This window comes from Citricoccus sp. SGAir0253 (genome assembly GCF_005877055.1).
Lineage (GTDB): Bacteria > Actinomycetota > Actinomycetes > Actinomycetales > Micrococcaceae > Citricoccus.
The window spans coordinates 289,714-310,800 of the sequence record NZ_CP039424.1 but is presented as its reverse complement, the minus strand read 5'-3'; the positions used below and the strand labels follow the sequence as shown (position 1 = coordinate 310,800).

At 73.9% G+C, this 21,087-nt stretch carries 16 protein-coding genes and 1 pseudogene; 9 read left to right on the top strand and 8 right to left on the bottom strand.

Annotated elements, in window-relative coordinates; all coding sequences use genetic code 11:
• The first annotated feature begins 23 nt into the window (after positions 1–23).
• The gene (locus E7744_RS01435; RefSeq protein ID WP_137772579.1) at positions 24–548 is read left to right on the top strand and encodes a hypothetical protein; all 525 of its coding nucleotides are present in this window, start codon (positions 24–26) and stop codon (positions 546–548) included.
• 208 nt (positions 549–756) lie between these two features.
• Here E7744_RS01435 and E7744_RS01430 read toward each other — a convergent pair whose 3' ends face one another.
• Positions 757–1,299 carry a MarR family winged helix-turn-helix transcriptional regulator gene (locus E7744_RS01430; protein ID WP_137774775.1) on the bottom strand — a complete coding sequence of 181 codons (543 nt, stop codon included), beginning with the start codon at positions 1,297–1,299 and terminating at the stop codon, positions 757–759.
• A gap of 127 nt (positions 1,300–1,426) precedes the next feature.
• Here E7744_RS01430 and E7744_RS01425 point away from each other — a divergent pair, with 127 nt between their 5' ends.
• Positions 1,427–2,002, top strand: coding sequence for an NADPH-dependent F420 reductase (locus E7744_RS01425; RefSeq protein WP_137772578.1), 576 nt, complete (start codon positions 1,427–1,429; stop codon positions 2,000–2,002).
• Positions 2,003–2,134: 132 nt separating this feature from the next.
• On the opposite strand, the gene E7744_RS01420 is transcribed toward E7744_RS01425, so the two are convergent.
• A complete protein-coding gene (locus E7744_RS01420; protein ID WP_371415365.1) occupies positions 2,135–2,338 on the bottom strand; it encodes a hypothetical protein in 204 nt (67 codons plus the stop codon).
• A gap of 224 nt (positions 2,339–2,562) precedes the next feature.
• Between E7744_RS01420 and E7744_RS01415 the strand changes: the two genes are divergently transcribed.
• Entirely contained in the window at positions 2,563–4,002 is a 1,440-nt protein-coding gene (locus tag E7744_RS01415; protein WP_137772576.1) for an MBL fold metallo-hydrolase, read from the top strand.
• Positions 4,003–4,093: 91 nt separating this feature from the next.
• On the opposite strand, the gene E7744_RS01410 is transcribed toward E7744_RS01415, so the two are convergent.
• Complete coding sequence (locus E7744_RS01410; RefSeq protein WP_137772575.1) at positions 4,094–4,351, bottom strand: metal-sensitive transcriptional regulator; 258 nt, start codon at positions 4,349–4,351, stop codon at positions 4,094–4,096.
• A gap of 134 nt (positions 4,352–4,485) precedes the next feature.
• Here E7744_RS01410 and E7744_RS01405 point away from each other — a divergent pair, with 134 nt between their 5' ends.
• Together E7744_RS01405 and E7744_RS01400 are read left to right on the top strand one after the other, a co-directional pair.
• On the top strand, positions 4,486–5,076 hold the full coding sequence (locus E7744_RS01405) for a rhodanese-like domain-containing protein (protein ID WP_137772574.1): 591 nt from the start codon (positions 4,486–4,488) through the stop codon (positions 5,074–5,076).
• Positions 5,073–5,969: a sulfite exporter TauE/SafE family protein gene (locus tag E7744_RS01400; RefSeq protein WP_137772573.1), complete on the top strand. Its 897-nt coding sequence runs from the start codon at positions 5,073–5,075 to the stop codon at positions 5,967–5,969. The genes E7744_RS01405 and E7744_RS01400 overlap by 4 nt, the downstream gene beginning before the upstream one ends.
• Positions 5,970–6,038: 69 nt before the next feature.
• On the opposite strand, the gene E7744_RS16450 is transcribed toward E7744_RS01400, so the two are convergent.
• Positions 6,039–7,139: a hypothetical protein gene (locus E7744_RS16450; protein ID WP_137772572.1), complete on the bottom strand. Its 1,101-nt coding sequence runs from the start codon at positions 7,137–7,139 to the stop codon at positions 6,039–6,041.
• A 240-nt stretch (positions 7,140–7,379) separates the two neighbouring features.
• Between E7744_RS16450 and E7744_RS01390 the strand changes: the two genes are divergently transcribed.
• Positions 7,380–10,181 (top strand): cation-transporting P-type ATPase, encoded by a 2,802-nt coding sequence (locus tag E7744_RS01390; RefSeq protein ID WP_246858502.1) that lies wholly within the window; start codon positions 7,380–7,382, stop codon positions 10,179–10,181.
• A gap of 85 nt (positions 10,182–10,266) precedes the next feature.
• Positions 10,267–12,704, top strand: a pseudogene (ppsA, locus tag E7744_RS01385) (phosphoenolpyruvate synthase).
• A 138-nt stretch (positions 12,705–12,842) separates the two neighbouring features.
• Here the strand turns inward: ppsA and E7744_RS01380 are convergent.
• Positions 12,843–13,277, bottom strand: coding sequence for a universal stress protein (locus tag E7744_RS01380; RefSeq protein ID WP_137772569.1), 435 nt, complete (start codon positions 13,275–13,277; stop codon positions 12,843–12,845).
• Positions 13,278–13,520: 243 nt separating this feature from the next.
• On the opposite strand from E7744_RS01380, the gene E7744_RS01375 reads away from it, so the two are divergent.
• Complete coding sequence (locus E7744_RS01375) at positions 13,521–14,504, top strand: MDR family oxidoreductase (protein WP_137772568.1); 984 nt, start codon at positions 13,521–13,523, stop codon at positions 14,502–14,504.
• Positions 14,505–14,707: 203 nt separating this feature from the next.
• Complete coding sequence (locus E7744_RS01370; protein WP_168199715.1) at positions 14,708–16,927, top strand: tannase/feruloyl esterase family alpha/beta hydrolase; 2,220 nt, start codon at positions 14,708–14,710, stop codon at positions 16,925–16,927.
• Positions 16,928–16,968: 41 nt separating this feature from the next.
• Here the strand turns inward: E7744_RS01370 and E7744_RS01365 are convergent, their stop codons facing one another.
• The 3 genes from E7744_RS01365 to E7744_RS01355 form a co-directional block, all read right to left on the bottom strand.
• Positions 16,969–18,462, bottom strand: coding sequence for an APC family permease (locus E7744_RS01365; RefSeq protein WP_137772566.1), 1,494 nt, complete (start codon positions 18,460–18,462; stop codon positions 16,969–16,971).
• A 192-nt stretch (positions 18,463–18,654) separates the two neighbouring features.
• Positions 18,655–19,572, bottom strand: a complete 918-nt coding sequence (locus E7744_RS01360) for a 3-hydroxyacyl-CoA dehydrogenase family protein (RefSeq protein WP_137772565.1) — start codon at positions 19,570–19,572, stop codon at positions 18,655–18,657.
• Positions 19,569–21,053 carry an aldehyde dehydrogenase family protein gene (locus E7744_RS01355; protein WP_137772564.1) on the bottom strand — a complete coding sequence of 495 codons (1,485 nt, stop codon included), beginning with the start codon at positions 21,051–21,053 and terminating at the stop codon, positions 19,569–19,571. Before E7744_RS01355 ends, E7744_RS01360 begins: the two co-directional genes overlap by 4 nt.
• Positions 21,054–21,087: the final 34 nt, after the last annotated feature.

The following is a 21,087-nucleotide window of genomic DNA, read 5'->3' as shown; positions in this document are numbered from 1 at the left end:
GGCATCAGCAGAAAGTCTGGACAATGCAACGCACACTTCGCCGCGCCCTGGCCCTGTTCGTGGCCATGCTGTTCGCCCTCACCGTGGGCACGGCTGCCGCCCAGGCAGCCACGAACTTCGCCAACGCTCCCCAGGGGGCCCACTACGTCAAGGGCTATGGCGAGCCGGTCTGCACCCTCACCGGCCTCACCGTCTCCTGTACGGGCACCCAGATCGCAGGCGTGGGCAACACCAACGCGACCGTGACACTGTCGGTCACCAGCACGTTCACCGGCGTCTGCCACAACCCGGGCGTCAACAGCAAGATCGTCGAGCCGTTCACGGAGTCCGAGACCACGACCACCAGCAGCGTGATCACCTCCACCAAGAACGGCCGGCTGATCGTCCCGGAGCAGTCCGCGACCGGAACGAGCACGGAGGAGTTCCTGGCTGACTTCTCGTGCCCGAACCCCAACTGGACCCCGGAGGTCACCGGTACCGCCATCAGCTGGGAGTACTCGCTGACCTTCGCGGGGTTCACCGATCCGGCGATCCTGATCACGGGTTAGTCGCCGTCCTCGAGCGGTAGGGCAGGACCCCTGCCCCACCGCCCCAGGAGGATCCGCAATCCCCTTCCCAGGCCTGCGGACCCCCGGCCCCGGAGCACCATTCCCTGGGCTCCGGGGCCCATCCATGCCCGAGGGCACCAAGCATGCGGGCCATGACCCCTTCGCTCCCGACATGGGGAGGAACGCCCCCGCGGGCCCTCCGGACGCTCTACTGGTCGACGCCCCGGCCGGTCGGCCGACCGGCCACTCGGTCGGCCGCCGCGTCGTAGCGGGTATAGGCCGGGGCCATCCGCCCCTGGGGATCCAGCCGCGCCAGCACCCGGCCCGCGATCTCCCGCAGCTGCCGCACCTGCCCGGGCTCCAGCGCGTCGATGACGTGTTCGCGCACGGTGGCCGCGTGGCCGGGGGCGGTCTCCTGCACCTTGGCCCAGCCTGCCTCGGTGAGGGACGCATTGGTGGCCCGGCCGTCGTCGGGACAGGGCGCGCGGGTCACCAGGCCGCGGTCCTCGAGGCGGCGCACCACGTGCGAGAGCCGGGGGAGGGTGGCGTTGGTGCGGGCGGCCAGGTCGCGCATCTGCAGCGTCCGCCCCGGCGCCTCGGAGAGCATGGCGAGCACGTAGTACTCGAAGTGCATGAGCCCGGCGTCCCGGCGCAGCTGCGAGTCCAGCACGCCGGGCAGCAACTCCACCAGGGCCACCAGCCGCATCCAGGCGGCGAGCTCCTCGTCGGTGAGCCACGGCGGCTCGGCCATGGGCGTGCTCGCGGACTGCTCGGTCATCGGTCCTCCCGCAGGTCGAGAAAGTAGTTGTACCTTCAATCTTACCGTGCTAGCGTACTGCTTGTAGCAACAACCAAATCCCTATCTTTAGGAGAACACCGTGGCACGCATCAGCATCATCGGCACCGGCAACATGGGCCAGACCCTCTCGTCCCGCTTCGCCCAGGGCGGCCACGCCGTCGAGTCCTTCGGCAGCTCCGACGGCGACAAGCCCGTCACCGGCGACATCGTCGTCCTGGCGGTCCCCTACCCGGCGCTCGCAGGGATCGTCGCCGAGCGCGGCGAGCAGCTCGCGGGCAAGGTCGTGGTGGACCTGACCAACCCGGTCGACTTCCAGACCTTCGACTCCCTGACCGTCCCCGCCGACTCCTCGGCGGCCGCCGAGCTGGCCACGGCCCTGCCGTCCTCCGCGGTCCTGAAGGCGTTCAACACCACCTTCGCGGGCACCCTCGCCTCCGGCACCGTGGGCGAGGACCCCACCACCGTGCTCATCGCCGGGGACGACGCCCGGGCCAAGGAGACCCTGGCCCAGGTCGTCACCTCCTCCGGGCTGCGCGCGATCGACGCCGGCGCCCTGAAGCGCGCCCGCGAGCTCGAGGCCCTCGGCTTCCTGCAGATCTCCCTGGCCGCGGCGGAGAAGGTCTCCTGGACGGGCGGCTTCGCCGTCATCTCCTGACACCTCTCCACTCGCACCCCGGCGCACCCCGCGCCCAGCGTGCGAGCCGCGCACCCCGCGCCCAGCGACGGCGAAGGCCGGGCCCACCCACGGATCACCCCCGTGGGCGGGCCCGGCCTTCGCCGTGCCACCTCAGCGCCCGAACAGCCGCCCGAGCCAGCCGCCACCGGACGCGCCGGCGCCACCCGACACCCCGGCGGACGGGGCGTCGGCCGCGCGGGCCGCGCCCTGCTGCCCACACGTGCAGCGCTCGGCCGCCGGCACCCGGCGCATCACCTGGTCCACGTGGTTGCCGCAGCCGGCCCACGTGGTCCTGCCACACTTCCTGCAGGTCACCGCTTGGCACATGATGAGTTCTCCTTCTCGTCGGTCATAGGGTCGGAGGTGGACCGGACACGTCCGTCGGCACCTTCCGGAATATACCCCAGGGGGTATCTGTTGACCAGCATACCGCATCCCGGGATACCCCCCGAGGTACTTGCGACATACCCCCAGAGGTATTACTCTCGACCCAGAACGGATACCCGCGGGGGTATCTGGAACCCAACGAAGGAGACCCCATGCTGCTTGAACGGATCTACGACGAGGACCTCGCCCAGGCCAGCTACTTCATCGGCTGCCAGAAGAACGGCACGGCCGTGGTGGTGGACGCCCGCCGCGACCTCACCCCCTACCTGGAGCTGGCCGCCAAGAACGGCATGGAGATCGTGGCGGTCACCGAGACCCACATCCACGCCGACTACCTCTCCGGCACCCGCGAGCTCGCCGCCAAGACCGGCGCCGCGATGTACGTCTCCGGCGAGGGCGGCCCCGACTGGACCTACGGCTTCGAGGCCAACCTGCTCCACGACGGCGACACGATCACGATCGGCAACATCACGGTCCAGGCCGTCCACACCCCCGGCCACACCCCCGAGCACCTGTCCTTCCTCGTCACGGACGGGGCCTTCAGCGACAAGCCGGGCTACATGCTGACCGGTGACTTCGTCTTCTCCGGCGACCTCGGCCGCCCGGACCTGCTGGACGAGGCCGCCGGCGGCGTGGACACCCGCTTCGGCGGCGCCAAGGACCTGTTCCGCAGCCTCAAGGAGAAGTTCCTGACCCTGCCGGACCACGTCCAGGTCTACCCGGCCCACGGCTCGGGCAGCGCCTGCGGCAAGGCCCTCGGCGCCATCCCGTCCTCCACCGTCGGCTACGAGCGCCTCTACTCCTGGTGGGGGACGTACCTCGCCAACGACGACGAGCAGGGCTTCGTGGACGAGCTGCTGGACGGCCAGCCGGACGCCCACGCCTACTTCGGCCGCATGAAGCGCGAGAACCGGGACGGCCCGGCCGTCATGGGCGACCGCGCCCCGCTGCCGGAGCTGGCGATCGACGACGTCGCCCGCGACCTCGAGCAGGACAGGGTCACCTTCGTGGACACCCGCCCCGTGGACGAGGTCCACGCCGGCACCGTCGCCGGCTCGATCAGCATCCCGGCCCCGGGCAAGATGGCCACCTACGGCGGCTGGGCCTACGACCCGGAGAAGGACGGCCGCCCGCTCGTGCTGCTCGCGCAGGACCAGGAGCAGGCCCAGGAGTTCTGGGACCACCTGGTGCGCGTGGGCATCGACCAGGTCGCCGGCTACGTGACGTCGATCCAGGGCCTGCCGATCACCACGCCCCGGGTCATCCAGCCGGAGGAGCTCGAGGGCTTCGACGCCGCCCTGGTCCTGGACGTGCGCAACAAGACCGAGCACAGCGAGGGCCACGTCCCCGGCTCGCGCCAGCTCAGCGCCGGCCGCGTCCTGTGGCACCAGGACCAGCTGCCCAGCGAGGGCACCATCGTGACGTACTGCCAGTCCGGGGTGCGCAATTCGGTGGCCGCGAGCGCCCTGCGCCGCGCCGGGCACGACGTCGTCGAGCTCGACGGCAGCTACAGCGCCTGGTCCCTGTGGGCCGCCCGCAACGGCGTCCAGCCGGAGACCTCCGCGCAGGCGCAGGAGCCGGCGAACGCCTGACGGGGAACGCCGAAGGCCCCCGGTGCATCGACGGTTCGATGCACCGGGGGCCTTCGGCGTGGGGAGGGGGGCGGCCGGCGGGCCGGGCGGATCAGGCCAGGGACAGGAAGAGCTTCTCCATGTCCGCCTTGTCCATGGAGCCGTCCTCCTTGGCGAGGCACTGCTCCAGGCCGGAGGCGATGATGGCGAAGCCGGCCCGGTCCAGCGCCTTGGAGACCGCGGCGAGCTGGGTGACCACGTCCTTGCAGTCGCGGCCCTCCTCCAGCATGCGGGTGACGGCGGCCAGCTGGCCCTGGGCTCGCTTGAGCCGGTTGACGACGGGCTTGAGCTCGGTGGCGTCGAGTTCCATGGGGGGGGCTCCTCGGGGATGCGGCGGGGGATCTCGGTTGCCTCCATTCTATACCCCCCGGGGTGTGTTGCATACCCCCATGGGTATATGGCAGACTCATGGAGTCATATCCGGACGAACGGAAGAGAAGCCTCTTGACCACCCCCACCGCCCCCGCCCTGACCGACGTCGACGCCCAGACCCTGCGTGAGTGGATCGACCGCCACGATGACCTCATCGTGCTGGACGTGCGCTCCGCCGCGGAGTTCGAGGGCATGCACATCAAGGGCTCCTACAACGTCCCGCTGCCGCTGCTGTCGGAGCACGCGGACGAGCTCGCCGAGCGCCTCGGCCGCCACGTGGTGCTCGTCTGCCAGTCCGGCGTCCGCGCCGGCCAGGCCCGCACCCGGCTGAACACCGCCGGCCTGGAGAACGCCGTGGTCCTCACCGGCGGCGTGCCGGCCTTCGAGGCCGCCGGCGGCGAGGTCGTGCGCGGCGCCCAGCGCTGGTCCCTCGAGCGCCAGGTCCGCATGGCCGCCGGCTCCCTCGTGCTGGCCGGCCTCGTGGGCGGCAAGCTCGTCTCCCCGAAGGTGAGCATGCTCGCCGGTGCCATCGGCGCCGGGCTGAGCTTCTCGGCCGCCACGAACACCTGTGCCATGGGCAACGTGCTGTCCAGGATGCCGTGGAACAAGTCGGCCTCCGAGCCCACCGGCCGCGCGGCCATCGAGCAGCTCCCCCGGCCATGACCGTCACGCTCATCGTCACCCTCGCCCTCTCGGTGCTGATCGGGGTCTCCCTCGGCCTGCTCGGCGGGGGGGGCTCGATCCTCACCGTCCCGATCCTCACCTACGTGGCCGGGCTGCCCGCCAAGGAGGCGATCGCCGCCTCCCTGTTCGTGGTCGGCACCACCTCGGTGGTCAGCGTCATCTCCCACGCCCGCAAGGGCCGGGTGAAGTGGCGCACGGGCCTCGTCTTCGGCGGGGCCAGCATGGCCGGCGCGTTCGGCGGCGGACTGCTGGGCGGCCACGTCCCGGGCACCATCCTGATGATCGCCTTCGCCCTGATGATGGTGGCCACCGCCGCCGCCATGATCCGCGGCCGCAAGAAGTCCGCCGCCCCCGGCGAGGACGGCGACGGCGCCCGGAAGCTGCCGGTCGTCAAGGTCATCCTCGAGGGCCTCGTCGTCGGCCTGGTCACCGGGCTCGTCGGCGCCGGCGGCGGCTTCCTGGTGGTCCCCGCGCTGGTGCTGCTGGGCGGGCTGTCCATGCCGGCCGCCGTCGGGACCTCGCTCGTGGTGATCGCCATGAAGTCCTTCGCCGGCCTCGGCGGCTACCTCACGAGCGTCCAGCTCGATTGGGGCCTCGTGGCCGGGGTGACCGTGGCCGCGATCCTCGGCTCGCTGGTCGGCGCGAGGCTGACCGGCATCATCCCCGAGGCCGCCCTGCGCGAGGGCTTCGGCTTCTTCGTCCTGGCCATGGGCGTGTTCGTCCTCGTCCAGGAGCTGCCGTCCCCGGCCGGCCCGATCGTGGGCGTGGTGGGCGGGGCCGCCGTGGCGGCCGTGCTGCTGTGCCGCTACGTGGTCCGTTCCTGCCCGATGCACCGGGCACGGCAGCGGACGCCCGTCCTCGAGAGCGTCTGAGCACCGGGTCTCCGACCCCTGTCCGGACCACCGCCCGGACCGCCGTCCGGGCCACCGCGGGCCACCCCCTCAGTCCCCCGGGGAGGTGGCCCGCGGCGTCGGGCCGTCCACCGTCCCCAGGCGCAGTCCGGCGAGGTCCCGGGCCCGCCGGTAGGGCCCGACGTCGGCCCGGATCCGGTCCAGGGCGGCCCCGGAGCCCGCGACGGCCCGGATGACCTCGTCCAGGACGGTCGTCCGGCGCCCGCCGACGTCCAGGTCCAGCCCGGCCGCGGCCTCGGCGCAGGGGGACCCGCGGGACAGGGCCTCGAAGCCCTCGTGCACCACGACTCCCGGGTCCGCGGCGGCCAGGTCCTCCCGGTCCCGGGCGTCGCGGGCCCGGACGTACGCGTAGAACCCCGCCGCGCACGTGGTCGCGACGCCGGGGCCGGACTCGCGCCGCCGCAGGAACTCGGCCATCACCGCGCTGCCCCGGCCCTCGACCCGGTCCATCATCACCCCGACCGCCGACCACGTCAGCGTCAGGGGCAGGTCCGCCCGCCACCGCACGCGGTCCGGGTCGGCGGCGATCCACACCGACTCCCCCGGGTGCACGAACGCCGCGGCACCGGGCGAGCCCGTCCAGTCCGCCGACGCGCGGTGCAGGACGCCGGACCGCAGCACCCCGGGACGCGCCCGGCCCGGGCTGTGCTGCTGGACCACCGCCCACGGCGAACCCGGTAGGGACCACACCGCGGTCGTCCGGTTCCGCAGCCACGTGTAGGCCGGAGTGGTGTCCGTGCGCAGGCACGCGTCCCAGTCACGGAGCAGCCACGCCTCGGCCGGGTCGGTGGTGCTCAGCTCGAGCGGCCGGGCCGCCCCGAGCGAGGCGCACACCCGCCGCGGCGTGCTGCGCCGGTAGACCGTGGCGCCGGGGCGGCCCCCGGGGCCTGCCCCCGGGGGGACCGGGCCCTCGAAGGGCAGTCCCGGCCCGGCAGTGGAGCCCGGCCCCACTCCCGGCGCACCGCCGTCGCCCTCGCCGCCCGGCATGCCGGAGGAGCCGCCCTCGGGGCCGGGGGCCGTGGTGCTGGAGCGCGGCGCCGGTCCGGTCGCACCGCCGTCGGGCGCCTCGACCGCCCCGCAGGCGGTGAGGGCGAGGAGCAGGACTGCGATGACGCCCCGACGCCGACGCATGCCAGCATTGTGGGGCGGCGTCCCCGGTCCGGGAAGCATCCGGCACCCACCCGCCCCGGAATCCACCCCGCCCGGCCCCGGCAGGGGATGCCGGGGGCGCGGCACCCGCCCGGCCCGGGCGCCGGCCACGCCCCGGCCCGTCCCCGGGTCGCGAACCCTTCCTCGCCCCGCGCCGTCCGCCGCAGACTGTGGGGCAGCCGTGGCCGGCGTCGGGCCCGGGTGTGGAGGAGCGATGAGCAGGTGCCGGGCACCGAGACGCGGGGACTGAGCACCGCCGAGGCCCGCCGGGTGCAGGCCGAGACCGGCCGGAACGAGCTCCCGCGTGTCCGCCAGGTGCCCGCGTGGCGGCGCTTCGCCGGCCAGTTCACCCACTTCTTCGCCCTCCTGCTGTGGGGAGCCGCGGTGCTGGCGCTCGTGGCGGGCATGCCGCAGCTCGCGGTGGCCGTGGTGGCGGTCGTGGTCGTCAACGGGATCTTCGCCTTCGCCCAGGAGGAACGGGCCGCCCACGCCGCGGCGCGGCTGCGCGAGCTGCTGCCCACCCAGGTGGCCGTGGTGCGCGACGGGCGGACCGTGCGCGTGGACGCCGCCGAGATCGTGCCGGGGGACGTGGTGGTGCTCACCGCCGGGGACCGCCTGCCCGCCGACGCGCGGTTCGTGGAGACGGACACGTGCACCGTGGACGAGTCCATGCTCACCGGCGAGAGCGAGCCGGTCCCCAAGACCCCCGGTGACGACGGCTTCGGCGGGACCTTCCTGGCCAACGGCGACGCCCGGGCCGAGGTCACCGCCACCGGCGCCCGCACCCGGCTGGCGGCGATCGCCTCCCTCACGGCCGAGGTGCAGCCCCCGCCCACCCCGCTGCAGCGCGAGCTGCGGCGGATCGTGCGGATCCTCTCGGCCGTGGCCCTGGGCCTGGGCGTGGCCTTCTGCCTGGTCTCGATCGCGATCGGCACGCCGCTGCGGGACGCGTTCCTGTTCGCCATCGGGGTGGCCGTGGCCATGATCCCGGAGGGGCTGCTGCCGACCGTGACCCTGTCCCTGGCGATGGGCGCGCAGCGGATGGCCGGGCGCAACGCCCTGGTGCGCAACCTGCAGGCCGTGGAGACGCTCGGGTCCACCACGTTCATCTGCACGGACAAGACCGGCACCCTGACCCAGAACCGGATGAACGTGGTGGAGGTGTGGACACCGGAGGGCGGCGTCGGGCTCGACGGCGAGGGCTACTCCCCCGAGGGCACCGCCGAGGGTCCGCCGGCCGCGCTCGCGCGGGCCGCGCTGACGGCGTGGGCGGGCCGGGCCGCCTCCCGCGGGCGGATCCACCGGCACGACGCCGGCCGGCATCCGGGCGGGGAGGGTGCCGGTCCTGCGGGCTCGGCGGTGGAGGGCGTGGGCGCGGAGGGCGGCGACCCGGCGGACTGGGTGGCCGAGGGGGACCCCATGGAGGCCGCCCTCGACGCCGCGGCGCACCGGCTGGCCCCGTATGCCGCGGGCGCGGCCTCCGGCCGGGACGCGGGCGTGGGCGCCGGGCCGACCGGCGCCACCGCGCGGGAGCGGCACGGCACCCCACCGGCCCTCGCGGAGCCGGCCGTCGCGCGCCGGTACGCCTTCGACCCGGCCCGGCGCCGGGAGTCGGTCGTCGTGGGGGACGAGCTGCTGGTCAAGGGCGCCCCGGAGAGCGTGCTGGCCCGCTGCCGGGACCGCGCGCTGGCGGAGCAGGCGCACGCGGCCGTGGTGGGCATGGCCGCCCGCGGGCTGCGCGTGCTCGCGGTGGCCCGCCGGGACCTGGCGCCGGGCGCCCCGTCGACGGCTCCATCGACGACCCCGGACGAGCTCGAGACCGGGCTGGAGCTCCTCGGGCTCGTGGGCCTGCAGGACCCGCCGCGGGACGGCGTGCCCGGGGCGCTGCGGCAGGCCCGGGAGGCCGGGATCCGTGTCGCCATGATCACGGGCGACCACCCGGCCACGGCCGCGGCGATCGCCCGGCAGACCGGGCTCGCGCTGGGCGAGCCGGTCGTCATCGAGGGCCGGGACCTGCCGGCGGACGAGGCGGCGCTCGGCGAGCTCGTGGACCGGGACGGGGTGGTGGTCAGCCGGGTCTCCCCCGAGCAGAAGCTGGCGATCGCCCGGGCCCTGCAGCGGCGCGGGCACGTGCTGGCGATGACCGGGGACGGCGTCAACGACGGGCCGGCGCTGAACGAGGCGGACATCGGGGTGGCGATGGGCGCCTCCGGCACGGACGTGGCCCGCGAGGCCGCCGACCTCGTCCTGCTGGACGACGACTTCTCCACCATCATCGCCGCCGTGGAGCAGGGCCGGGCCACCTACACCAACATCCGCCGGTTCCTGACCTACCACCTCACGGACAACGTGGCGGAGCTGACGCCGTTCGTGGTGTGGGCCCTGTCCGGCGGCAACGTCCCGCTGGCCCTCGGAGTGCTGCAGGTGCTCGCCCTGGACATCGGCACGGACCTGCTGCCCGCGCTGGCCCTCGGTGCCGAGCGGCCCGGGAAGGACGTGCTGCGCCGGCCCCCGGAGCGGCGGCACCTGCTGGACGGGGCCCTGCTGGTGCGCGTGTTCGGGGTGCTCGGCCCCGTCCAGGCGGTGTTCGAGATGGGGGCCTTCGCCGCGGTGCTGTGGGGCGGGGGCTGGCGCTGGGGCCAGGTGCCCGAGCCGGCACTCGTGGCCCTGGCCTCCGGCGCCGCGTTCACCACCGTGGTGCTGGCCCAGATGGCCAACGCCTTCGGCTGCCGCAGCGCCACCCGCCCGGCGTGGCGGCTGGGCTGGGGCGACAACCGGATGCTGCTGTGGGCCGTGGCCGCCGAGCTCGTGCTGCTGCTCGGGTTCCTGTTCCCAGGCCCGCTGGCCGCAGCGCTCGGCCACGCCCCGCCGCCCCCGGCCGGGCTGGCCGTCGCGCTGGCCGCGGTGCCCGCCGTGCTCCTCGCGGACGGGATCCACAAGCGCGTGCGCCACCACCGGACCGGCGCCGGAGCATCCGGGGCGGGACGGGCCGGGCGGCGCTCCGCGGTGCGCGAGCGGTCCTGAGGCCGGGTCCGCGGACCTGTCCCCGCCCGGCGGGCCCGTCGTAGCCTGTCTGCCACCACGGCAGGCCGGACGCGGGAGGGCACCCATGCGCGCAGGGGCAGGACAGGACGGGCAGGGCCACGGGGAGCACGTCCTGTGGTTCGAGGAGATCGGGCTGGCCGACCTGCCCCGGGTGGGCGGCAAGAACGCCTCGCTCGGGGAGATGATCCGCTCCCTGTCCGCCGAGGGGGTGCGGGTGCCCGGCGGCTTCGCCCTGACGGCGGACACCTACCGGGGGTTCCTGCGGCACAACGGCCTCGAGCCCCGGATCCGGGAGCTGCTGGACCGGGCCCGGGCGGGCGAGGTGCCCACGCGCGAGGCGGGGGCGGCCATCCGCCGCCTGCTGCGGGAGGCGCCCTTCCCGCCCGAGGTCGCGGACGCCGTCGGGCGGGCCTACGCGGTGCTCGCCGAGCGCACCGGGCTGGCCGCGCCGGCCGTGGCGGTGCGCAGCAGCGCGACGGCCGAGGACCTGCCGGAGGCCAGCTTCGCCGGCCAGCAGGAGACCTTCCTCAACGTCACCGGCCCGGACGCCCTGCTGGAGGCGTGCCGGCGCTGCTTCGCCTCCCTGTTCACGGACCGCGCGATCAGCTACCGGGCGCTGAAGGGCTTCGACGACCTGCAGGTGGCGCTCTCGGTGGGCGTGCAGGTCATGGTCGACTCGGCCACGGGCTCCTCGGGGGTCATGTTCACCCTGGACACCGAGACCGGCTTCCCGCGGGCGGTGGTCATCAGCGCGGCGTGGGGACTCGGGGAGACCGTGGTGCAGGGCACCGTGGACCCGGACAAGTACGTGGTGTTCAAGCCCTTCCTCGACGACGCCGGCCTCGTCCCCGTCCTGGAGCGCACCGTGGGTGCCAAGGAGGTCAAGCTCGTCTACGGTGCCGGCGCGGACGCGCCCACCGAGCTCGTGCCCACCACCCCGGAGGAGCGCGCCGCGCTCGTGCTCACCGACGAGGAGGTGCTGCAGCTGGCCCGCTGGGCGGTGGCCGTGGAGCGGCACTACGGCACGCCCATGGACATGGAGTGGGCCAAGGACGGGCGGACGGGCGAGCTGTCCCTCGTGCAGGCCCGGCCGGAGACGGTCCAGGCCCGGCGCTCGGCCACCCGGTTCACCGTGCACCACCTCGAGGGCACCGGCGAGCGCCTGGCCACGGGGGCGGCCATCGGGGACGCGATCGTCGCGGCGGAGGTGTGCGTGATCCGCAGCGCCGCGGACATCGGCCGGTTCCGGGACGGGGCCATCCTCGTGGCGGAGATGACGGACCCGGACTGGGGCCCGGTGATGAAGCGCGCCGCGGGCATCGTCACGGACCACGGCGGGCCCACCAGCCACGCGGCGATCGTGAGCCGCGAGCTGGGGGTGCCGGCCGTCGTCGGGACCGGGTCCGCCACCCGGGACCTGCCCGACGGCGGGCTGGTCACCCTCTCCTGTGCCGAGGGCGAGGAGGGGCACGTGTACGCCGGCCGGCTGCCGTGGCGCACCGAGGAGGTGGACCTGGAGTCGCTGCCGCGCCCGCGGACCAAGGTCATGGTCAACGTGGCCAGCCCGGCCGCGGCGTTCCGGTGGTGGCGGCTGCCCGTGGACGGGGTGGGCTGGCCCGGATGGAGTTCATCATCACCGAGGCCATCAGGGTCCACCCCATGGCGCTCGTGCACCCCGAGCGGGTGGACTCCGCCGAGGACGCGCGGCGGATCCGGGAGCTGACCGCGGGCTACGACGACCCGCGCGAGTACTTCGTGGACCGCCTGGCCACGGGGCTGGGCAAGCTGTGCGCGCCGTACCACCCGCACCCGGTGATCGTGCGGCTGAGCGACTTCAAGACCAACGAGTACGCGCACCTGCTGGGCGGGCGGGCGTTCGAGCCGGTCGAGGAGAACCCGATGCTCGGCTTCCGCGGTGCTTCGCGGTACGACGACGACCGGTACCGGGAGGGCTTCGCGCTCGAGTGCCGCGCCCTGCGCCGGGTGCGGGAGACGCTGGGCTTCACCAACCTCGCGGTCATGGTCCCGTTCTGCCGGACCGTGCCCGAGGCCGACCGGGTGCTCGCCGCGATGGCCTCGCACGGGCTGGTGCGCGGGCAGGACGGGCTGCGCGTCTACATGATGTGCGAGGTGCCCTCCAACGTGGTGCTCGCCGAGGAGTTCGCCCGCCGCTTCGACGGCTTCTCGATCGGCTCCAACGACCTCACCCAGCTCGTGCTCGGGGTGGACCGCGACTCGGAGATCCTGGCGCGGCAGTTCGACGAGCGGGACCCGGCGGTCGAGGCCATGATCGCGGACGTCATCCGCCGCGCCCAGTCCTGCGGCATCACCGTGGGGCTGTGCGGGCAGGGGCCGAGCAACCACCCGGACTTCGCGGAGTTCCTCGTGGAGGCCGGGATCGACTCGATGTCCCTGAACCCGGACTCCGTGCTGCGCACCCTCCCCGTGATCGCCGAGGCCGAGCAGGCGGCGGAGTTCGGCGGGAACGTGGGGCACTCCTGAGGCCGGCGGTGCCGGAGCACGCCATCAGGTGAGGGATTCGACGGCCAAGACTCGCTTCTTCGGCGGCGAATCCCTCACCTGATGCGGGTTCCCGGACGGCTCCCTCCGACGGCGGCCCGGCGACCGCCAGGCTCCCGGCTACTTCTCGGCCTTGCCGTGGACGATCAGCACCGGGCAGGCCGCGTGCGCGCCCACTGCCGAGCTGACGGAGCCGAGCAGCAGGCCCCGGAAGCCGCCCCGGCCGCGGCTGCCGACGACCACCATGCGCGCGTCCTTGCTGAGCTCGGTTAGCACGTGCCCGGCCTGGCCTTGGCGGACGACCTCCTGCAGCCCCTCGGGCCGCGAGTCGCCGAAGACCGCGGCGAGGGCCTCGGTCATCTGCTGCCGCGCGTCCGCCTCCGGGTCCCATCCGATGGTCTCGGGCAGCTCGCCGCTGGCCGCCGGCCACTGCCAGGCCGCCACCACCGTGAGCGGGCTCCCGAGCAGCTCCGCCATGGTCCTGGCCTCCCGCAGGGCCTCGATCGAGGCCGGGGAGCCATCGACCCCGACCATCACCGGCTTCGACGCGTCCATGCTGTTCCCCTTGTCTGTCGTGACTGTCTGTCGTGACGTCCGGCTGGACCGGCCGCGGAGCAGGCACGCGATCGCCTCCCACAGGGCCGGACCCGTGGAGTGCGGCCACCGTAAGCCCCGGCGCGCGGGCCGCACAAGGATTGGGCGGGGGCTGACGCGGCACCGGGCACGGGGGCTGACGGGGCGGGAGGCCGCGCCGTAGCGTGGGCAGGACAGCCGGACCGGACGACGGAGGGAACGCGGATGCGGGCAGTGATCGTGAGGGAGAAGGGCGCCGAGGCGCGCGTCGAGGACGTGGCGGAGGAGGAGCTGCTCAGCGGTCCCGTGGAGCTGGACGTTCTGTACTCCAGCTACAACTACAAGGACGGCATGGCCATCATGGGCGGGGGCCGCGGCATCCTGCAGTCCTTCCCGATCATCCCGGGCATCGACATCGTCGGCACGGTGACCCGCTCCGACGACCCGGCGTGGAACCCCGGGGACACCGTGGTGCTCAACGGCGAGGGCATCGGCGAGACCCTGAACGGCGGCTTCGCCACGCGGGCCCGCGTCCGCCCGGACGCCCTCGTGGAACTGCCCGCGGCCCTCACGCCCGCCCGGGCGGCGGCGATCGGCACCGCCGGGTTCACCGCCATGATCAGCGTGCTCCAGCTCGCCGACGCCGGCCTCACCCCCGGGTCCGGGGACATCCTCGTGACGGGCGCCGCCGGCGGCGTCGGCTCCGTGGCCGTGTCCCTGCTGGCCGGCCGGGGCTACCGCGTGGTGGCCTCCACCGGTCGCGCGGACGAGGAGGGCGAGTACCTGGCCGGGCTCGGCGCGGCGGAGCTGATCGACCGCCACGAGCTCTCCGACGAGCTCGGCAAGCCCCTGCAGCGCCAGCGCTGGGCCGGCGCCGTGGACGTGGTCGGCAGCACCACCCTGGCCAACGTGCTCGCGCAGACGGCCTACGGGGGCACCGTCTCGGCGTGCGGGCTGGCCCAGGGCGCCGACCTGCCCACCACCGTCATGCCGTTCATCCTCCGCGCGGTCACCCTCACCGGCGCCAACTCCGTCAACGCGCCGCGCGAGCTGCGCCGGCGGGCCTGGGACGCGCTCGCCGCCGAGCTGGACCTGGACGCGCTGGACCGGATGACCACCACGATCGGGCTGGCCGAGACCATCCCCTACGCCGAGCGGATCGTGGCCGGGCGCACCCGCGGGCGGACCGTGGTGGACGTCAACCGCTGAGGCCGAGGGGGAAGTGCCCTTCCGCACGGCAGTGGAACCCTTGACCGCTCCCCCACCCCGGCACAGGATGTGCAGGCATACGGCCAGCGTCAGCATCGGCTGGCCGGTCACCACTCATCCGGCTCCCCGGCCCTCGAGCGATGGGGTGCCATGGCAGCACCCCCGGAGGCCTGTCTCGGAGCCTGCCTCGGGGAGGACTCGGCATGTCAGGATTCACGATCGTTCGGAGGCTGACCGGCGCGGCGGCGGCAGCATCCCTGGTGATGGTGGGCCTCTCGGGTCCCGCCCACTCCAGCACCCCATCGTCGCCGCCCACGGTGGACGGTCTCCCCGCGGAGCACTGCGCCGAACTCGCGGGGCTGGAGATCGACGCCGACCGCATCGGGGCACCGACGTCCGGTGCCGTCGTCGAGACCGCGGAGCACGTCTCCGACGAGACGGACGGCTCGTACTGCAAGGTCATCGGCAAGACACGGCCGGTCGATCCGGAGGCACCCGGCGTGACCTTCCAGGTGAACCTGCCGGACGACTGGAACGGCAAGTCCCTGCAGTTCGGCGGCGGTGCCTTCAACGGCACCCTCGTGACCGGCACGGGACACCACCGCCTGCAGCCGCAGGACCTGGAGACGCCACTGGCGCAGGGCTACACGACCCTCGGCTCGGACGGCGGGCACCGGTCCAGCGCGGGCTTCGACGCCACCTTCGCCCTCAACGAGGAGTCCCTCAAGGACTACGGCCTGTGGTCCATCAAGAAGACGCACGACGTCTCCGAGATCCTCATGGACGCCTACTACGGCGAGGAGTCGGAGTACGCCTACTTCATCGGCGGGTCCCAGGGCGGCCACGAGGCACTGGACGCCGCCGCGCGGTACCCCGACGACTACGAGGGCGTGGTCGCCAACTACCCGGCCTACAACGTGATGATGCTCCACCTCGCCTCCCTGGAGGTCGGCCGCGCCATGTACGCCGACGGTGGCGCCGGCTGGCTCAGCCCGCAGGACACGAAGATGCTGACCGACACCGTGTACGAGGTCTGTGACACCGTGGCCCTCGATGGCGTCGTGGACGGCATCATCGCCAACGTGGCCGGCTGCAACGAGGTGCTGACCATCGAGAAGGTGGAGGAACTCCTCGGCTGCGAGGCGGGCGCACCGGAGGAGGACGCCTGCCTGACCCCGGAGCAGCTGGCGGCCATCGACAGGATCAACTCGACCTACGAGCCGGGCATCGAGATCGCCGGCATGACGGAGTTCCAGCGCTGGCCCATCCTGGAGGGCGCGCGGTGGGACCGGTCCACGTTCGGCGCCTCGCCCCAGCCGTCCAATCCGCTGTCCGGCACCGAGGGGCTGCTCTACAGCGTGGGCGCCACCAACGTGAAGTACCTCATCACCCAGGATCCGGGCTACGACGCCATGGAGTTCGACCCGACCGAGTGGGAGGACCGCATCCAGGAGCTGGCGGCCATCACGGACGTCTCCGACGTGAGCCTGGAGCCCTTCTTCGCCCGCGGCGGCAAGCTGATCCTGACGCACGGCACGACGGACGACTTCATCAGCCCGCACAACACGGACGCCTACTGGGAGCAACTCACCGCGCAGTTCGGTGACGCGCTCGCCGATCACGCCCGCTACTACAAGATCCCGGGCCTCGGCCACGGCTTCGGCCCGTTCAACGCCACCTGGGACGGACTCGGTGTCCTGGAGGCCTGGGTCGAGGACGGACAGGCCCCGGGGACGCTGACCGCCTACGACGCCAATGAGGGCACCGACCGGACCCGGCCGATGTGCCAGTACCCGGCCTGGCCCGCGTACCAGGGGTCAGGATCGCCGGCCCGCGCCTCCTCCTTCGAGTGCGTGACCTCGAGCAGTGAACTGCTCCCGCCGAACTTCACGGACAACGCGCCGGGATCGCGGTTCTTCGAGCCGGTGCGGTGGCTGCAGCTGGAGGGGATCAGCCGCGGCTACGCCGACGGCTCCTTCGGCAAGGACCGGGACATCAGCCGCGGCGAGTCCCTGGCCTTCATCCACCGGTACCTGGACCCGGTCACCGAGGCGGACGGCGCGCCGTTCCCTGACGTCCCCGAGGGCCACACGTTCCACGAGCCCATCGCCTGGGCCGCGGCGGAGGAGATCACCCGTGGCTACGCCGACGGCGAGTTCAAGCCGGGCCGGGCGGTCACCCGCGGGGAGTTCGCCTCGTTCCTGTACCGGGCGTTCGACCCCGAGCACCTGGGGCCGGAGGACAGCGAGTTCTCGGACGTGGTCGAGGGCAGCACCCACTACCAGGCCATCACGTGGCTGGCCTCGGAGGGTATCTCCGAGGGCTACCGCGACGGCTCGTACCGGCCGGCACAGCGCATCACCCGCGCCGAGGCGGCCACCCTGCTGTACCGCTACGAGACCATGGTGGCCGACGAGCAGTGACGCCGGCGGGGGACGGGGCGTCGAGGCGCCCCGTCCCAGCGTCACCGGCCGACGAGCTCGGCGGGGGCGGGCACCTCCCGGCCCCGGCGGGAGGCGAGGAGCGCGAGCAGCCGGTGCTCGGCGTCGGGACCGGGGGTGATGCCCCGCGGGACCCGCAGCAGGAAGGCGGCGCCGAGGACCCACCACAGCCCGAACAGGATCCACGGGGCGGCGCCCAGCCCGGCGGGCATGCCCGGCAGGTAGAGGCTCAGCAGGCCGGCGCACAGCAGGACGGACGCCCCGCCGATGACCAGGCCGCCGTTGCCGCGGCCGCCGACGCGGAGCGGGCGGTCCATGTCCGGCTCCCGGCGGCGCAGGATCACGAAGGCGACGCCCACCAGCAGGTAGGCGATCACGATGCTCGGCGAGCCGGAGTCCACGAGCCAGCCCAGCATGGCCGAGCCGAAGAACGGGGCCAGCAGGGACAGCACGCCGATGAACAGCAGGGCGTTGACCGGGGTGCCGTACCGGGGGTGGAGCGTGCCGAACCACCGCGGCAGCATGCCGGACTCCGCCATGGCGTAGAGCAGGCGGGAGGCGCCCATGAGCAGGGAGTTCCAGGACGTCAGGATGCCCGCGATGCCGCCGGCGATGAGCAGGTTGGCCATGGCCGGCGTGCCGAACAGGGCCCCCATCGCGTCCGCCGTCGCCAGCTCGCTCGTGGCGAGCTGGCCGACCGAGAGGCCGGACGCCGTGGTGAGGATGACCATGACGTACCAGGCCGCGGCGATGAGCACGGAGATGACCACGTAGCGGCCGATGCGGCGCGGGGGCAGGTCGCACTCCTCCGCGGCCTGCGGGATGACGTCGAACCCGACGAACATGAACGGGACCACGATGAGCACCCCGAAGAAGCCCGCGGCGCCGTTGGACACCAGCGGCTCGAGGTTCGCCGGCTCGCCGTTGGTCAGGGCGCCGAGGAGGTGCAGGGCCCCGACGGCGAAGAGGAACAGCACCACGAACGTCTGCACCGCGCCAGCGAGCTTCACGCCGAGGATGTTGATCCCCGTGATGACGACCGCTGCCACCACGCCCACGAGAGCCCAGGTCAGGTAGACCTCGGAGCCGGCCACCTCCCAGAGGAAGACCTGGTTGAGGTCCGGGAACAGGTACAGCGCGGTCTTGGGCAGGGCCACCGCCTCGAAGGCGACGATCGTGATGTACCCGCCGGCGATCGCCCACGAGCCCAGGAAGGACCAGCGGGCCCCCATGGCCCGCAGCAGGTAGTTGTGCTCACCGCCCGCGCGGGGCATCGCGGCCACCAGCTCCGAGTAGGTCAGCCCCACCACGCCCATGATCGCGCCGCCGGCGGCCATGGCCAGCGCGGCGCCGAGGGGACCGGCGGTCGTGATCCAGTCCCCGGTCAGCACCACCCAGCCGAAGCCGATCATGGAGCCGACCCCGATGGCGAGGGTGTCCCAGCGGTTGAGGACCTTCTTCAGGGCCGGTTGGGGGTGTGCCTGCGGAGCCGGCGGAGGAGGGGTGCGGAGCGCCATGCTGCTGCCTTTCGTCGGTTTGTGACCCGGATCACTGTAGTCAGCGGCGGGGGTCCCTCCTTGGGCGACTCGTCCAGCGGTCTGGACGGATCATCCAGCCCCGCAGGTCAGCGCGGCGGGGGGCACCGCGCCCTGGGCATGCCACAGGCGGCGCCCCGTCCGGGGACGCCGCAGGCCAGGGCTCGGCAGCGGTCAGGAGCTCCCGGCGTAGTCGTAGAACCCGGCCCCGCTCTTGCGCCCCAGCCGGCCCCGGGCGACCAGCGCGGCGACGGCGGGATCCGGCCGGTCGGCCTCGTCCCCGGTCTCCGCGTGGATGGCCTCGGCGATGAAGGCGACGACGTCCAGGCCGACCAGGTCCATGAGTTCGAACGGGCCCAGCGGGTGGCCCAGGGCCGTGCGCGCGGCGGTGTCGATGTCCTCCAGGCTGGCGACCCCCGCCTCCGCCAGGGCCAGGGCCTCGCGCTGGACGGCGCCCATGAGCCGGTTGGCGATGAAGCCGGGGACCTCGCGGGAGAGCAGGACGGGGCGCTTGCCCAGCCGCCGGGCGAACGCCATGACCGTCTCCACGGTGTCCTCCGAGGTGCGCTCATGGCGGACGACCTCCACGCACTCCATCACCAGGGCCGGGTTGAAGAAGTGCAGGTTGCACACCTTCTCCGGCCGCCCGGTGACGTCGGCGACCTTGGAGGAGCCCAGGGTGGAGGAGTTGGTCACCAGGATCGCGCGCGCCGGGGCGTGCCGGCCGAGGGCGGTGAAGATCTCCGTCTTCACCGGCAGCCGCTCGGTGGCGGCCTCGATGACGAGGTCCGCCGTGGCCGCGGCCCGCGGCAGGTCGGGGCTCCACGCCAGCCGGCCCAGGGCCCCGTCCGCGGCGTCCCGGTCCAGCCGGCCCTTGGCCACCCGCCCCTCGGCCCAGGCCTCCAGCTCGGCGCGGGCCGCCCCGAGCATGTCCGCGGAGATGTCCTGGACCGTGGTGCGGCACCCGGCCAGGGCCGCGGTCATGGCGATCTGGCGGCCCATGGCCCCGGCGCCCACCACGAGGACGTGCTCGATCGTCCCGGCCGTTCCGGTCGTCGCGGTGGTGCCGGTCGTCCCGGTCGTCCCGCTCATGCCGGGGTGCCTCCGCGCAGGTAGACGGTGGTGGTGTGGGTGAAGAACTCCTGGGCGGCGCCGCCCTGCTCCTTGGGCCCGTATCCGGACCTCTTCGCCCCGCCGAAGGGCACGTGCGGGTCCGCCCCGGCCGACTCGGAGTTCACGTGCAGGATGCCCACGTCGATCTCGTCCACCGCGTCGAGCACCCGGCTGACGTCCTGGGTGAACACCGCGGCGGAGAGGCCGAACTCGCTGTCGTTGGCCAGGGCGAAGGCCTCCTCGGCCCCCGCGGCGCGGACCACCGTGAGGACGGGACCGAAGAACTCCTCGCGCCAGGCCGTGTTCGCCGTCCCCGCCGGGCCGGCGGGCACCTCCAGCACCGTGGGCGGGACGAAGCACGCGGAGGCTGCGCCGCCGTCGGGACCCTGCCCCTCGTGGAGCAGGGCGGCGCCCTCGCGCAGGGCGGTGCGGATCCCCTCCCGGACGGCCTCGGCCGCGGACTCGCTGACCAGCGGGCCCATGTGCGTGGCGGCGTCGGTGGGATCCCCCACGGTCCAGCGGTCCAGGCGGGCCCGGAGCCGGTCCAGGAACGCCCCGGCCACGGCCTCGTCCACGACCAGCCGGGACGTGGCGGTGCACTTCTGCCCCGTGGAGCGGAACGCCCCGAGCAGGACCTGCTCGGCGGCCAGGTCGAGGTCGGCGTCGGCGAGGACCACCGCGGCGTTCTTCCCGCCCATCTCGGCCTGCATCGGCACGCCCCGGGCTGCCGCGGCGGCGGCCAGGCGCCGGCCCACGCCGGTGGACCCGGTGAAGGTCAGCCCGTCCAGGCCCGGGTGCTCCACCAGGGCGGCCCCGAGCTGCCCCGGCCCGATGAGCAGGTTCAGCACGCCCGCCGGCAGCCCGCCCTCCTGCAGGGCCTCGGCCAGGCGCACCGCCAGCAGCGGGACGGTGCTGGCCGGCTTCCACACCACCGTGTTGCCGTAGGCCAGGGCCGGGGCGATCTTCCACGCCGGGATGGCGATCGGGAAGTTGAACGGGGTGATGACCCCGACGACGCCCAGCGGCCGGCGCGTCACGAGGATGCGCTCGCCGCGGCGCGGGGAGGCGAAGACCTCCCCCGCCGCCCGGTCCCCCGCCGCCCCGTAGTAGCGCAGGACCTGCGCGGCCCGCAGGACCTCGCCCGTGCCCTCGGCGAGGGTCTTGCCCTCCTCCCGCGCCAGCTCCAGGCCCAGCTCGTCCGCGCGGCGCTCCAGGGCCCCGGCGGCGCGTGCCAGGACGGCGCCGCGCTCGTGCATCGGCGTCCGGGCCCAGTCCCGGGCGGCGGCCGAGGCGGCGGCCATCGCGCGGTCGACGTCGGACGCGGTGGCCTGCAGGCCGTGCGCCACCTCCTCGTGGGGCCGGGCGGGGTTGGCGGAGACGAGCGGGGCGCCCGTGCCCTCCTCCCAGGAGCCGGCGACCAGGTGGCGCAGCAGGACGGTGGGGGGTGCTTCGGTGATCATGCGGGATCGTCTCCTGGTGTGAGTCCGGGTGTCG